Annotated in this window: 15 protein-coding genes; 6 read left to right on the top strand and 9 right to left on the bottom strand. The window is 64.3% G+C overall.

Features of this window, described 5'->3' with window-relative positions:
- Nucleotides 1-72 precede the first annotated feature (72 nt).
- The 4 genes from NCS00_RS26080 to NCS00_RS26065 all read right to left on the bottom strand — a co-directional run bounded on the left by NCS00_RS26080 (nt 73) and on the right by NCS00_RS26065 (nt 4,671).
- Nucleotides 73-1,422, bottom strand: coding sequence for an ATP-binding protein (locus NCS00_RS26080; RefSeq protein ID WP_175980220.1), 1,350 nt, complete (start codon nt 1,420-1,422; stop codon nt 73-75).
- A 317-nt stretch (nt 1,423-1,739) separates the two neighbouring features.
- Nucleotides 1,740-2,633, bottom strand: a complete 894-nt coding sequence (locus tag NCS00_RS26075; RefSeq protein WP_250441373.1) for a tyrosine-protein phosphatase — start codon at nt 2,631-2,633, stop codon at nt 1,740-1,742.
- Nucleotides 2,630-3,937, bottom strand: coding sequence for an ATP-binding protein (locus NCS00_RS26070; protein WP_175980222.1), 1,308 nt, complete (start codon nt 3,935-3,937; stop codon nt 2,630-2,632). The genes NCS00_RS26075 and NCS00_RS26070 overlap by 4 nt, the downstream gene beginning before the upstream one ends.
- Nucleotides 3,938-3,942: 5 nt before the next feature.
- Nucleotides 3,943-4,671, bottom strand: coding sequence for a response regulator (locus NCS00_RS26065; protein ID WP_008346377.1), 729 nt, complete (start codon nt 4,669-4,671; stop codon nt 3,943-3,945).
- A 244-nt stretch (nt 4,672-4,915) separates the two neighbouring features.
- Between NCS00_RS26065 and NCS00_RS26060 the strand changes: the two genes are divergently transcribed.
- A complete protein-coding gene (locus tag NCS00_RS26060) occupies nt 4,916-5,665 on the top strand; it encodes a response regulator (protein ID WP_033536014.1) in 750 nt (249 codons plus the stop codon).
- 17 nt (nt 5,666-5,682) lie between these two features.
- On the opposite strand, the gene NCS00_RS26055 is transcribed toward NCS00_RS26060, so the two are convergent.
- The 4 genes from NCS00_RS26055 to NCS00_RS26040 are packed head-to-tail and all read right to left on the bottom strand — an operon-like array spanning nt 5,683 to nt 7,347.
- Nucleotides 5,683-6,351: a flagellar basal body L-ring protein FlgH gene (locus NCS00_RS26055; RefSeq protein ID WP_008346373.1), complete on the bottom strand. Its 669-nt coding sequence runs from the start codon at nt 6,349-6,351 to the stop codon at nt 5,683-5,685.
- Nucleotides 6,352-6,371: 20 nt separating this feature from the next.
- Nucleotides 6,372-6,947, bottom strand: coding sequence for a hypothetical protein (locus NCS00_RS26050; RefSeq protein WP_235366186.1), 576 nt, complete (start codon nt 6,945-6,947; stop codon nt 6,372-6,374).
- Between the two features lie 46 nt (nt 6,948-6,993).
- Complete coding sequence (locus NCS00_RS26045; protein WP_033536015.1) at nt 6,994-7,176, bottom strand: DUF6726 family protein; 183 nt, start codon at nt 7,174-7,176, stop codon at nt 6,994-6,996.
- A gap of 3 nt (nt 7,177-7,179) precedes the next feature.
- Nucleotides 7,180-7,347 (bottom strand): hypothetical protein, encoded by a 168-nt coding sequence (locus NCS00_RS26040; protein WP_160172871.1) that lies wholly within the window; start codon nt 7,345-7,347, stop codon nt 7,180-7,182.
- A 412-nt stretch (nt 7,348-7,759) separates the two neighbouring features.
- Here NCS00_RS26040 and NCS00_RS26035 point away from each other — a divergent pair, with 412 nt between their 5' ends.
- From NCS00_RS26035 to NCS00_RS26015, 5 genes are read left to right on the top strand one after another with little or no spacing between them, the layout of a single operon-like run.
- Complete coding sequence (locus NCS00_RS26035) at nt 7,760-8,719, top strand: ABC transporter substrate-binding protein (protein WP_175980223.1); 960 nt, start codon at nt 7,760-7,762, stop codon at nt 8,717-8,719.
- A 6-nt stretch (nt 8,720-8,725) separates the two neighbouring features.
- The gene (locus tag NCS00_RS26030; RefSeq protein WP_034470137.1) at nt 8,726-10,246 is read left to right on the top strand and encodes a sugar ABC transporter ATP-binding protein; all 1,521 of its coding nucleotides are present in this window, start codon (nt 8,726-8,728) and stop codon (nt 10,244-10,246) included.
- Complete coding sequence (locus NCS00_RS26025; protein ID WP_175980224.1) at nt 10,239-11,297, top strand: ABC transporter permease; 1,059 nt, start codon at nt 10,239-10,241, stop codon at nt 11,295-11,297. Before NCS00_RS26030 ends, NCS00_RS26025 begins: the two co-directional genes overlap by 8 nt.
- Nucleotides 11,294-12,331, top strand: a complete 1,038-nt coding sequence (gene yjfF / locus NCS00_RS26020; protein WP_008346364.1) for a galactofuranose ABC transporter, permease protein YjfF — start codon at nt 11,294-11,296, stop codon at nt 12,329-12,331. Before NCS00_RS26025 ends, yjfF begins: the two co-directional genes overlap by 4 nt.
- A 7-nt stretch (nt 12,332-12,338) precedes the next feature.
- Nucleotides 12,339-13,061 carry a FadR/GntR family transcriptional regulator gene (locus tag NCS00_RS26015; protein WP_033536016.1) on the top strand — a complete coding sequence of 241 codons (723 nt, stop codon included), beginning with the start codon at nt 12,339-12,341 and terminating at the stop codon, nt 13,059-13,061.
- 4 nt (nt 13,062-13,065) lie between these two features.
- Here NCS00_RS26015 and NCS00_RS26010 read toward each other — a convergent pair whose 3' ends face one another.
- On the bottom strand, nt 13,066-14,229 hold the full coding sequence (locus tag NCS00_RS26010) for a phytanoyl-CoA dioxygenase family protein (protein ID WP_250441372.1): 1,164 nt from the start codon (nt 14,227-14,229) through the stop codon (nt 13,066-13,068).
- Between the last annotated feature and the right edge of the window lie 58 nt (nt 14,230-14,287).

Below are 14,287 nucleotides of genomic sequence, written 5' to 3'. Positions count from 1 at the left end.
CCTGCGCAGTAGTTGTTGACCGATCCCTCTTGCGGCTCGCCATCGTTCTTCTGGCGAGTCGCCTTTTTTTTATCACATGCTCCCGGCGGTCCGCTCGCGCAGCGGATGCCAATAGCACACGCGCAGCCCCGTCTCTGTGTTCTGGAGCACGAAGCGAGCGCCACTGCGCCGCGCGGTTTCGGACACGATCGAAAGGCCGAGGCCGCTGCCCATCGTGCGCGTGCCGGGGATGCGATAGAACGGCTCGAGCACGCGAGTCAGTTCGTCGTCGGGGATGCCTGGTCCCGAGTCTTGCACCTCCAGCAGCAAGTCCTGTCCGCTCACAGTGACGGATACATCCACTCTGCCGCCTTCCGGCGTGTAGCGCACGGCATTGTCGACGAGATTGCGCAACACGACGGCCAGCGCGGGCGCGTCCGCGATCACGTCGACATCGTCGACGCGTTCGAGCCCGAGATCGACATGCTTGTCCTCGGCCATGTTCACCGACTGGATCACGATATCGGTTGCGAGTTCTCGCAGCGATACGACCGATGGCTTCATCGACGATCCATGCTGCGAACGCGCGAGCGCGAGCAACTGTTCGACGAGCCGCGCAGTGCGCCGTATCGCGGCGTGAAACGTGACGAGACGCTCGCGCGCGACGATGGCCGAGTCCGCGGCGCCGAGATGCTCCGCCTGCAACGACAGCGCGGCAAGCGGCGAACGCAGCTCGTGCGCGGCATCGGCGATGAAACGGCGCTGCTGGGCCATCGCATCCTTCAGGCGGCCGATGAGCCGGTTGATCGACGTGACGAACGGCAGCAGTTCTGCCGGGATGTCTTCCTCGGACAGCGTGTCGAGCGTTGCATCGTCCTGCGAGTCCACGACACTCGCGAGACGGCGCACCGGCAGGAGCATCCGCCGCACGAGAAAGAAGACCAGCGCGACAATCACGGGCGTCAGGGCGAGCATCGGAAAGAGGGTACGCATTGCGCCGTCGCTGGCGATTTCATCGCGGATCGTGGACAGCTCCGCGACCGCGATCCGGTCTCCGGAATGCAGCGTGCGGACATCGACACGCCAGCGCCTGCCATGCGTTTCGAGGTCATGCAGGCCGTCCTTGAGCGTCGCCGGAACGATGATCGGTGCCGATGCGTTCGCGGCTTCCCATTCAGGCTCCAGGCGCGAGATGACGAGCCGCACGTCCGAATCCTGACTGCCTTGCCACGCGACGGCGGTCGTATCCAGAACCAGCTTTTTCGCATCGATGAGCGCGCCGATCTCGCGCAGATGGCCGTCCTGAAGCTTGTTCGCTTCGTGAGACGCGGCGGCAAACGAGGCGACGCCCGCCATCACGCTCAGCGCGGCGACGACGGAGGCAATCCACCAGGTGAGCCGCGAGGTCATCGAGCGGGGTGAGCGGGTCTGGTGTGTCTCCATTCGAGGCCTCGTCAATTTTTTTATGTATCGCAGGGTTCTATTTTTTCAGAATGGCGGGCGTGCTTGATTCGTGGCGGGAATGCTAGCACCGCCGCGAAGGAGATTTGATTTTGACAGGCGATACGGGAGCGTGCATATCGCCACGATGACGGCCCGTGCGGGAAAGCGAGGCAGAGAGCCTCGTTCGAAGGACTGGAGCGACGCCGGCGCGGCGAGAAACCGAGCGAGCTTATCTGAGCAACTGCTTCAATTGCGGAATCGGTAAGACATCGGAGCGCGCGGCGAATCGGAAGGCCGCGCTCGAATCCTCCACCACCCTACCCCACCAACTTCGCCCGCAACATCGCCACATCGGCGGCACTCACCGCCAACCCCTGCGCGAGATAGTTACTCAACGTCCCGAACCCGCTGTGCATCTCCTCGAACGCGGCTTCGATCGTCGCGCTTTGCGCCCGATAAAGCGGCGCGACCGCCTGCGCATTCATCCCGGCACGCGCCGCATGCGCTTTCACGCGCGCATCGATCTGCGTCTCTGCCGCCGTGTTCGTCAGCAGATAGTCCTGGATGATCACATCGAGCGGCACATCGGCGATGGCGAGCAGCAGCGCCGCCGCCCAGCCCGTCCGATCCTTGCCCGCCGTGCCGTGGACCACCTGCGCGCCTGAAACACGCGCAAGCCGAGTCAGCAGCGCGCCGAATTGCAAGCGCGCGGCCGGATCGGTCACGAGCTGACGCTGTCGCGCGTTCATCCACGCGGTCGCGGCGGCCGCATCGACGGGCGTCGCGCCGGCTGCGTCGATCGGCGCGATCTCGTGGGTCTCGCGCACCGCGTCCGTCGGCACGCGGTCCGGCGCAAGCGACGCCTCCGCCACCACGCGAAGATCGTGCACCGCGCGCAACGACAAGCGCGCAAGCAACGCCGCGTCCGCATCGCCGGGTGTCAGTGCGCCGGACCGATAGAACACGCCACGACGCAAGCGGCCGCCATCGACGGTCGGATAGCCGTCGCCCACGCCGGCCACATCGCGGAAATTTTCGACCGTGGAGAGCCTCGGCGTTTCCATCACGCTGCGCTCTTCGCTCGCGCCGCCGCACGCCGATAGCAATGCGCCCGCGCCGAAAGTGGTCGAAAGCAATGCGACGCGCGCGCCGCCGCGAATGAAAGCGCGGCGCGACAAAGGCGCCTCACGCGTGGACGAAGCAAGCATCATGTTTGATCAAAGGGAATGACGATACGCACGATCAGCCCGCCGCCCTCGGCATTGGCGATCTCGCAGCGGCCGCGCTGCTCGCGCGCCAGACGTTCGACGATGGTGAGCCCGAGGCCGCAATGCCCGTTGCCGCTGCGCGCGGGATCGAGCCGCACGAAGGGACGCAGCGCTTCGTCCAGGCGCTCGTCGGGAATGCCGGGTCCGTGATCGCGCACTTCGATCAGCCAGTCGCCATCCCGCAGCGCGGTGCGAATCTCGACGGGCGGCTCGCCATGTTCGAGCGCGTTGTCGACGAGATTGGTCATCAGCCGGTCGATGAAAGTGCGCGGCAAGTGAAACGCATCGCCCGCTTCGAGCGACAGCGCGAACAACGGCTCGTCGCCATCCTCGGGCGACGCGAACTGCTCGGCGATGAACGCATCGACGCCGGTCGTCGCGCCGTCCGACGACGACCGTCCCGCGAATTCGAGAAACTGCTGCACGATGCGCGTCATCGAATCGATGTCGCGCAGAAAATTCGCGCGCTCGCGTTCGTCCTTCGCGAGCACGCTCGCCCGCAGCGACAGGCGCGTGAGCGGCGCCTTCAGATCGTGCGCGATGCCGGCCAGCATCACGGCGCGATCGTCGTCGGCGTCGGTGAGCTTTTTCATCATCTGATTGAACGCGCCGATGAGCTCGCGCAATTCGCGCGGCCCGTTTTCCTCGACGGGCACCGGCCGCTCGCCGCCGCCGAAGCGTCGCGCGGCCTGCGCGACGCGCGCGAGCGGCCGCTGCAACTGCCATGTCGCAATCAGCGAAAGCACGAGCGCGCCGGCGAGCAGCACGACGCCTTCGGTCATGAAGGGCGCGGGCGGCGGAAGATCGATCGGCGCGACGATCCACACATTGCTCGACGGATAGCGCACCCAGAGCCGCGATTTGTTATGGCCGTCGATATCGATCGCGATCTGCGTCCCGGGCGGCAAACGACTGGCGAGCTGCCGCGCGAGATGCCCGTGACGCGTCTTCGCGGGATCGCGCAGCGTCAGCGGCTCCGGCATGTTCCACACCGGCACGATATGCACGCGCGTCTCGCGCATCAGCCGTCCGCCGAGCGCGACATCGTTGTGCGCCGCTTCCAGCACGATCAGCAGCGCGCGCGCGTAACCATCCGCTTCCTTGTGCGGCCCTTGTACGTGGAGAATCGCGAACCATCCGACCTGCAGCGTGACCAGCACGCCGATCGACACGATCGCCATGCGGCCGAACAGCGAATCGATGAAACCGCGCAGCGTCCGCGCGGACTGCCAGAAACCCGAACGCATCGCGGCTACGCCTCGATCCAGCCGGATGCCGAATCGTCCGCATCGGGAACGAAGACATAGCCTTGCCCGCGCACGGTCTGCACATGACGCGGATGCGACGGATCGTCTTCGATCAGACGGCGCAGACGCCAGATCGGCACATCGAGGCCGCGATCGCGGAAAGGCAGATCGTCGCGATGCACGAGATCGTGGATCAGCACGCGCGACAGCACCTTGTACGGATTCTTGATGAAGACCTTCAGCAGCGCGAACTCGCTGTCGCGCAACGCGATGCGCTCGTCGCCGCGCAACAGCGAACGCGACACGAAATCGACTTCGAAGCGCCCGAAGCGTTCGCGCGGCGCGGGTTCGGGCCGGCTCGGCGCGGCCGTGCGCCGCCGCAGCACCGCTTCGATCCGCGCGAGCAATTCATGCGGATCGAACGGCTTGGCGAGATAGTCGTCCGCACCCGATTGCAGGCCGGCGATTTTTTGCGGAACGCTGTCGCAACCAGTCACGAAGATCACCGGAATGTCTTCGCCCGCCGCGCGCAGATCGCGCAGCGCGCGCAAGCCGTCCGTGACCGGCATCATGATGTCGAGCACGACGATGGACGGACGTTCGAGCTCCAGACGCCGACGCAAACCGGCGCCATCGTGCAGCACGGAAACGTCGATGCCTTGCTCTTGAAAGAAGCGGCGCAGCAGGTCGCGCACCGCGGGATCGTCGTCGACGATAAGAACCGATGTAGCCATCCCAAAATTCTATTCGTACACAAATGCCTTACAGCGCGTCTCGCGCGTCGCGCAACGTTACGGATTCTTACCGGACGCGTCTTTCGCGCGATGAAGCCTCGCAGCACGCGCGTTCCATTCCCGCGACAAGCCCCGCGCGTCGGTAAAGCGCCGTCGAAACGCGCGCCGAAACAGGCCGTAACGGAAAGAAATGGAAAGTTCGCAAGCGTCGCGGGGGCCTCGGCGTCGCGCTTAGAATTTGGGCATGACACCACATGTACTGATGGTCGACGACGACCCCGTCGTGCGCGATCACGTCCGCGATTATCTGGAGCAGCACGGCTTCGACGTCTCCGTTCTCGACGACGGGACGGAGTTGCGCCGTCGCGTGCAGGCCGAGCGCCCTTCGATGGTCGTGCTCGACGTGATGATGCCCGGCAAGGACGGCATCAGCGCGCTGCGCGAACTGCGCAATGCGCGCGACGATATCCCCGTGATTCTGCTGACGGCCCGCTCCGACGTGCTCGATCGCGTCATCGGGCTGGAGCTCGGCGCAGACGATTATCTCGGCAAGCCCTTCGATCCGCGCGAGCTTCTGGCGCGCATCCGCTCGATCCTGCGACGCCGCGAGCCCGTGTCGTCCGACACGGCGAGCGCGCCCGAAATTCGCCCGGCCTATCGTTTCGGCCCGTTCGAAATGGACTTCGGCGCGCGCGAGTTGCGCCGCGACGGCGAACGCATCGCGCTGCGCTCCGGCGAATTCGCGCTGCTCAAGACACTCGTGAAGAACGCGATGGTCGTGCTCACGCGCGCGCAGCTCAACGAAAAAATGCGCGGCAACGGCGCGCATCGCGATCGCAGTCTCGATGTTGCGATCTGGCGTCTGCGCCGTCTGCTCGAAATCGATCCGTCCGAACCGCGTTACGTGCAGACGGTGTGGGGCCAGGGCTATATCTTCGTGCCGCACGGCGATCCGACCGCGGCCGGGCGCATCGCGGCGCGCGCGACCCTGTAGCGCGCGCGGCTTCATCGTCAGAAAGTCAGCACGCTCATGAAGAGACGTTGCAGCCAGCCCATCGTCGTTGAATCCGCGAGCATGCCGACGCCCGCCTGCTCGATGCGCGCATTCGCCACCTTGTTCGACGCGACGTAATTGCCTGCCTCGATGTCCTTCGGATTGACGATGCCCGAGAAACGCAGCCGGTCCTGATTGCCGCTCATCGCGATGATCTTGTCGCCCGCGACCACGAGATTGCCGCCCGGCAACGTGCCGATGACCGACACCGCGAGCGTGCCGCTCATCGCCGACAGATTGCTCGTGCTGCCATTGCCCTTGAACGACGTATCCGCCGAACCGACGTTGAAAAGACGCGCAAGCCGCGCCGCCGCGCTGCTGGACTTGTCGGCGGCCTCGGCGCTGATGCTGCTCGCGCGGCTCGCCTTGGCATCGGCGGAATTGCTGCCCTGATACGACTCCGCAAGACGGATCGTCAGCACGTCGCCGACCTTCTGCGCGCGCGAAGTCTCGTACAGCGACACCGACGATCCCGCCTGATAGATCGCGCCCAGCGTGTTGACGTTGACCGGTTGCGCGACGGCCGGCGCATAAGTGGGCATCTCGACGATCGAGTGCGAGCCCGACGATGAGCACGCCGCCAGTGCGAGTGCGAACGCCGAGCAGGGCAATGTCGCGAATTTCATGAACAATCCTCTCCTTTGATTCAGGGCGCGTCGTGCACCGCGGCAAGACGCCACCGGTCGGTCGTGTCGCGCAGCCACGCTTCGTACGCCTTCAGCCGATAAATCACGCGCGCCGAGGCCGCCGCGCCGTTCGCTTCCAGCGTGATCGAGCTGGTCGCGTTCTCCCAGGTGCGCGTCTGATAACCGTTCGCGCGTTCGACGCGGCTTCGGCCGAACTTCGACGACAACCCTTCGGCGAAGTCGTCGGCGACGCGCGCATCGATCACGAACGACATGCGATACAGCCGCGGCGACGGATCGCCCGGCATCGCCAGGAAGCGCAATACGTGATCGCGGGCGAGCGTGCCATCGACAACGGCCGCCGATTCCCTCCAGCCGCCTTGCGTGCGATGCGCCCACTTGCAGGCGATCGACAGGCTGTGCGTATCGCGCAGCACCATGCCGAGCGATGCCGCGTCGATATCCGTGTCGCATACGGCGACGCTGCCGGGCGGCGTCGCGCGCGCGGGCTCGTCGCGCCGGAATGCGTCGAGCGCGATGCCGAGCTGCAGGCCGCGGAAGTCGAAAGGCTTCTGCGCCGCGGCGAATGCCGGCATCGCCATGCAAACGAAAAACGCGCAACGAAGAATCGTTCGCTTCATATCAGTCGATGGCAGTAGCGCAGGCGTCGAAAGGCGTGGACGCGGCATGACCCACGACCGGCACGACCTTCAGCAACGCCGATGTCGCGCGGCACGGCAACGCGGCGAGCGCGCAGCCGTCGAGCACGAACGGGCACGCCGCAAGCGCCGCGCACGCAAGGGCAAGACGAAAAGACCTCCGCATGATTTACGCAGTCGTATCGACGTGATTGCCGAGATGCGCCGGATTGCTCGCGGGCGTCTTCGCCGCGGGCGTGCCGGTTTCGACGGTCGGCGTTTCGGTGCCGCGCTTGATCGGCAGCGTGTGCGACGTCGCTTGCGTCGTATGTTGAGTGGCAGGGCTGGTGACGTTCATGCTGCTCCTTTTCGGATAAGGGACGTTGCGGATTGCAACGGGAGCAATCTTCGTCGAGCGCGCGAAGCCACGATCACACAAGCAAAACGTCGTTTCCCCGAGTGCTTACGAGCCATTAGCAGCGATTACGCAGGCGTTACCAGTTCTTTCCTCGCGTGCGAATCTGCATGTTGCGGCGCAGCGCGCGGTGCGAGATGGTATGACTGTTTCGGTAGTAAAAGCGGGTTAACGTGAATTAAAACTGGCCGAATACCTTCATATAGTCAATCTATCTCGGCGCCGTTGCCTCGCTCGTCTCAAAACCCAAATACCGGAATGGCATCGGGATGAATAGAACAACGAATTAACAGGTTATTCCATAATCATTCGAACAGGCACGGATACATAGCCAACGGATGGAGGAACCACTGACATGAAACGCCGCACCGTGTTAGTTGCGATGGCCGCCGCGCCACTCGGCGCAACGCTCCCGCTTTCCGCGTTCGCGCAGAAGCCCATCGTCCTCGGGTTCGCGCAGGTGGGCGCCGAAAGCGAATGGCGCACCGCCAACACCGAGTCGATCAAGTCGAGCGCGAAGGAAGCCGGCATCGACCTGAAGTTCTCCGACGCGCAGCAGAAGCAGGAGAATCAGATCAAGGCAATCCGCTCGTACATCGCGCAAAAGGTCGATGTGATCGCGTTCTCGCCCGTCGTGGAGACTGGCTGGGAGACCGTGCTCGTCGAAGCAAAGAACGCGAAGATTCCCGTCGTGCTGACGGACCGCGCGATCAGCAGCAAGGACGACTCGCTCTATGTCACGTTCATCGGCTCGGACTTCACCGAGGAAGGCCGCAAGGCGGGCCGCTGGCTCGTCGAGAAGGAGAAAGGCAATCCGGGGCCGATCAACATCGTCGAATTGCAGGGAACGGTGGGCTCCGCGCCCGCGATCGATCGCAAGAAGGGCTTCGAGGAAATCATCAAATCCGATCCGAAGTTCAAGATCATTCGCTCGCAGACCGGCGACTTCACGCGCGCGAAGGGCAAGGAAGTGATGGAGGCATTTCTCAAGGCCGAAGGCAAGAAGATCAACGTGCTTTACGCACACAACGACGACATGGCGATCGGCGCGATTCAGGCGATCGAGGAAGCGGGCATGAAGCCGGGCAAGGACATCATCATCATTTCCGTCGATGGCGTGAAGGGCGCGTTCGAAGCGATGATGGCGGGCAAGCTCAACGTATCCGTGGAATGCAGCCCGCTGCTCGGGCCGCAGCTGATGTCCGTGGTGAAGGACATCAAGGCGGGCAAGTCGGTGCCCAAGCGGATCGTTACGCAGGAAAGCATCTTCCCGATGGAGGTCGCGGCGAAGGAATTCCCCAACCGCAAATACTGACCGCCGATGACATCGCCAGTACTGGAGTTGCGCGGCATCGACAAGCGCTTCGCCGGCGTTCATGCGCTGCAGGACGTGAACCTTGCGCTCTATCCGGGCGAGGTTCACGCGCTCATGGGGCAGAACGGCGCGGGCAAGTCGACGCTCATAAAAGTGCTGACCGGCGTCGTGAGTCTCGACGCCGGCGAGATCCTGCTCGAGGGCCGCGCGATCCATCCCGATTCGCCGCTCGACGCGCAGAAGCTCGGCATCAGCACGGTCTATCAGGAAGTGAATCTGTGCCCGAACCTGTCGGTGGCGGAGAACATCTTCGCAGGCTATTTTCCGCGGCGCGGCGCGCTGCATGGCTATCGCATCGACTGGGATAAGACGCACGGGCAAGCGCGTGAGCTGCTTGCGCGCATCGGCCTCGATATCGACGTGACGCGTGTGCTGACGAGCTATTCGGTCGCCGTGCAGCAGATGGTCGCGATCGCGCGCGCGCTCAAGCTATCGTCCAAAGTGCTGATTCTCGACGAGCCGACCTCCAGCCTCGACGACGACGAAGTGCGCCGCCTCTTCGATGTACTGCGCCGCTTGCGCGAACAAGGGCTCGCGATTCTCTTCGTCACGCACTTTCTGAATCAGGTCTATGCGATCTCGGATCGCATCACGGTATTGCGCAACAGCCGGCGCGTCGGTGAATGGCCGACGAGCGAACTGGGCGCGCAGGCGCTCATCGCGGCGATGCTCGGCCGTGAGCTTGCCGCCGCGCAGGCGCGTCAGTCGCCGCCCGACGACATCGAAACGGCCACGCAGGAAACGGCGTTGCTCGATGCCACGCGACTCGGCCAGAAAGGCCAGCTTCAACCGCTCGATCTGCGCGTGCGCGCGGGCGAAGTGGTGGGCGTCGCGGGCCTGCTCGGTTCGGGGCGCACCGAACTCGCGAAGCTGCTCTTCGGCCTCGAAAAGCCCGACGAAGGCGAACTGCGCATCGATGGCATGCCGGTCTCCTTCACGACGCCCGCACAGGCGATCCGTCACGGCATCGCGTTCTGTCCGGAAGAGCGCAAAGCGGACGGCATCGTCGCGGAGCTGTCGCTGCGCGAGAACATCGCGCTGGCGTTGCAGGCACGCATGGGCGCGCGGCGCTGCCTCACGCGCGCCGAACAGAACGCGCTCGCGGAACGCTTCGTGCGCGCGCTCGGCATCAAGGCAGCGACGCTCGACATGCCTATCGGTCTCTTGTCCGGCGGCAATCAGCAGAAGGCGCTCATCGCGCGGTGGCTCGCGACCGAGCCGCGCCTTCTGATTCTCGACGAGCCGACGCGCGGCATCGACGTCGCCGCGAAGCAGGAAATCATGGACGAAATACTCCGGCTCGCATCGACGGGCATGGCCGTGCTGTTCATTTCTTCGGAGATATCGGAGGTGGTGCGTATCGCGAATCGCATCGTCGTGTTGCGCGACCGGCGCAAGGTCGGCGAGTTGCCCGCCGGAACCAGCGAAGATACGGTATGCGAAATGATCGGAGCCGAACATGGATGACACCGCGCGCCGCATGACGCTTCGTTCGATGATGGAACATCGGCTCGGCTGGCCGATCGTCACGCTCGTGCTGCTGCTCGCGCTGAACGCTGCGTTCAATCCGGGCTTTCTGCATGTCGAGTGGCGCAACGGTCACGTCTACGGCAGTCTCGTCGATATCCTCAATCGCGCCGCGCCGCTCGCGGTCGTCGCGCTCGGCATGACCATCGTGATCGCCACGCGCGGCATCGATATCTCCGTCGGCGCGGTCGTCGCCATCGCGGGAGCGGTCGCCGCGTGGGCGATCGGCGGATCGGTCGCGGGCAACGTCACGCGCTTCCCGTTGCCTGTCGTGATCGTGGCGGCGCTCGGCGTCGCGTTGCTGTGCGGCTTGTGGAACGGCCTGCTCGTCGCGCGCGCGGGCATGCAGCCGATCATCGCGACGCTCATCCTGATGGTCGCGGGACGCGGCATCGCGCAGCTCATCACGAACGGTCAGATCATCACGATCTACTACACGCCCTACTTCTTCTTCGGCGGCGGCTATCTGCTCGGATTGCCGACATCGATATGGATCGTCGCGCTCGTGTTCGTGCTGCTGTATCTTGCGATCACGCGCACGGCGCTCGGCCTCTTCCTGCAGGCGATCGGCATCAACCCGACCGCCGCGCGCGTCGCGGGCGTGCAGGCGAAACGGCTCACGCTCGGCGCGTATGCATTCAGCGGTTTGTGCGCGGGCGTGGCGGGCATTCTCATCAGCTCGAACGTCAAGAGCGCCGACGGCAACAACGCGGGCCTCTTGCTCGAACTCGATGCGATCCTCGCCGTCACGCTCGGCGGCACCGCGCTCACGGGCGGTCGCTTTACGCTCGCGGGCAGCGTGATCGGCGCGCTCATCATCCAGACGCTCACGTATCTGATCTATTCGCTCGGCGTGCCTCCGGAGGTGAATCTCGTGGTGAAAGCCATCGTCGTGTTCGCGGTGATGATGCTGCAATCGGGCGAGTTCCGCGCGACGGTCGTGAAGTTCGCGCGCCGCCCTGCTATTGGCCGCAGCGAGGTGCGCCGATGAGTTCGCCCTTGCCCAAGCCGCCGGGCGTCACGCTTGCGCATCCTCGCGACGCCGCTGCACCGAAGCGCAGCTTCTCGACGAGCCGCTATCTGCCGCTCGCCGCGACAATCACGCTGTTCATCGCGATCTCGGTACTCGGCTCGGTGATGTACACCGGCTTCTTCTCGCCGCAGGTCTTTCTCAATCTGCTGATCGACAATGCGTTTCTGATCGTCGTCGCGGTAGGCGAGACCTTCGTGATTCTGTCGGGCGGCATCGACCTTTCGGTGGGATCGGTGATTGCGCTGACGACGATGGTATCCGCCGCGCTCGTCGAAAAAGCGGGCTGGCATCCGCTCGTCGTGATCCCGCTCGTGCTCGCGATGGGCACCGCATTCGGCACGCTCATGGGCTGGCTCATCGCGCGCTTTCGCCTGCAGCCGTTCATCGTCACGCTGGCGGGCATGTTCCTCGCGCGCGGGCTTTGCTATCTCATCAGCATCGATTCGATCAGCATCACCGATCCGTGGTATGCGGCCGTATCGCAGATTCGCATACCCGTCATGAGCGGCGCGTCGCTCTCGCTCGGTGCGGTGATCGCGCTAGTCGTGCTCGCGGCCGCCGTGTTCATCGCGCATTACACGCCGTTCGGCCGCACCATTTATGCGGTCGGCGGCAATCCGCATTCGGCGCTTCTGATGGGCTTGCCGGTGAACGCCGCGACCATCGGCGCGTACGCGCTATCGGGCTTCTGCTCCGCGCTCGGCGGCGTGCTGTTCACGTTCTACATGCTCTCGGGATACGGCCTGCACGCGATGGGTCTCGAACTCGATGCGATCGCCTCGGTCGTCATCGGCGGAACGCTCTTGACGGGCGGCGTCGGCTATGTGATCGGCACGCTGTTCGGCGTGCTTCTTCTCGGCATCATTCAGACGCTGATCTCGTTCGACGGCTCGCTCAGTTCATGGTGGACGAAGATCGCGGTCGGCGCATTGCTGCTCGTGTTCTGTCTGTCGCAGCGCGCGTTCGGCGATCGCTCCGCGGCGAAGCGCTGACGACGCCATGGACTATCGTCATCCACAACCTCGCAAGAGCATGCACGCGCGCATCGTGCAGGAGCTCGGCATCGACATCGTGAGCGGCAAGCTCAGTCCCGGCGATCGCCTGCCCGCCGAAGCGAAGCTGTGCGAAGCCTACGGCGTGAGCCGGCCCGTGCTGCGCGAAGCGACGCGCGTGCTGGTCGCGAAAGGGCTCGTGCTGTCGAAGCCGCGTCTTGGCAGCGTCGTGCGTCCGCGCGATGAATGGCACACGCTCGATCCCGATGTCCTCTTCTGGACGATCACCAGCGTGCATGAAGGCGCGTTCTTTCAGTCGCTGCTCGTGGTGCGCAGGATCGTCGAGCCGGCGGCGGCCGCGCTCGCCGCATCGAATGCGACAGAGGAAGATGTCACGCGCATCCGCGATGCGTACGAGCGCATGTCGCATGCGCCGACGCCCGAGGCACTGCTTACGCCCGATCTGGAGTTTCATCGCGCGATCATGACGGCGACGCACAACGACATGCTGATGTATATCGGGCACATGTTATCGCTCGCGCTGTCGGAGTCGATCAAGCTGACGAGCCGTCATCCGGATACGCACGCGCTGTCCTTGCCGCGCCACAAGGCAATACTCACCGCGATCGCGAATCGCGATCCGCTCGGCGCGCGTCATGCGAGTCTCGTGCAACTCGACAATGCGCTCGCCGATGCTCAAAGCGTGTTGACGGCGGTTTATCAGGAGTAAGGCTTCAAGTATTGCGCCGCCACGCGTTGTCCTTCAGCGCGTTCGCGAGCGCATCGACAGACCATGTTTCATCGAGCGCCTGACGCAATAGCGCCTGCTGACTCTTCGGCGCAAGACCGCCGATGGGCGGATCGCGATCGAGGTTCGTCGGGAACGCGTAGCCTTCCGCGCACGCAGCGATGACCGCATCGATCTCCGCATCGCTCATGCTTTCCGTCGACTTGAAATCGAGCAGTACCGGATAGACCGATTCGCACATGCGCGCGCGATCGAGCGTTTCCATCGCGCGTCCATATGCCGATGACACCTGCAGCAGATTCGCCATGCGCTGCACGTCGCGCGTGCGGTTCGCGCCCGCGGCATGAAAGAGCGCGGGGCTGAAGAAAAGTGCATCGCCCTTTTCGAGCGGCAATTGAACGTGATGCGCTTCGAAGTATTCGCGGAAGTCCGCGCGCCGCCACGCGAGATACCCTTGCGCATAGCGCTGCGAAAACGGCAGCAGCTTCGTCGGACCGCTTTCCACAGGCATGTCGCTATGTGCGACCGCGCCTTGCAGCGTGAGATACGGCGAGATCGCGTGAACATGCGCCGGATAGCGCCGCACTTCATCGGTAGTCTGGAAACCGAGGTGATAGTCGCGATGCGCCTGCTGCGCGTCGCCGCCCGGACGCACGACATTGACTTGCGATGTCATCTGAAAACCGGGGCCGAGCCATGCAAGCGCCGCGCATTCGATGAACCGGTTCGCAAAGTAACGCGCGAACACGCGCGGCGCGTGCAGACAGAGCTTTTCCTGCGCATTCCAGATACGATCGTTCGCGCCCGCCTTCGCGAAGTGATCGGCGGCGCTCGCACCGCGTTCGCGCTCTTGCCGGATGATCGATTCGAAGATCGCGGCGGCCTCGTCGATAGGATCGACATCCGCATACGCATGCTTGAGCACGAACACGCCTGCGCCATCGCGCAGGACCGTGGCCCATTCCGCCTGCAACGCCATGCATGTCGATGAATCGTCCAGCGCGGGGGCGAGCGCGCCGCAGTCATATAACGGAATGCCGCGCTGAATGTCCGAGGCGAATGTCAGCTTGGGTCGCGCGTCGCGCTCGAGCAGGCTCGCGAATTCATCGAGTGAGCAATCGCTTTCGGCGTACCAGTTCGTCTGATTCATGTCTCGCTCCGTTTTCGACAAGCATAGCGGCTGATGCTGCCGAATGCGCGGCACGAAT

This window comes from Caballeronia sp. AZ1_KS37 (genome assembly GCF_023631165.1).
Taxonomy (GTDB): Bacteria; Pseudomonadota; Gammaproteobacteria; order Burkholderiales; family Burkholderiaceae; genus Caballeronia; species Caballeronia zhejiangensis.
The sequence above is the reverse complement of the archived record's forward strand: the minus strand, read 5'-3'. Positions and strand labels throughout refer to the sequence as shown.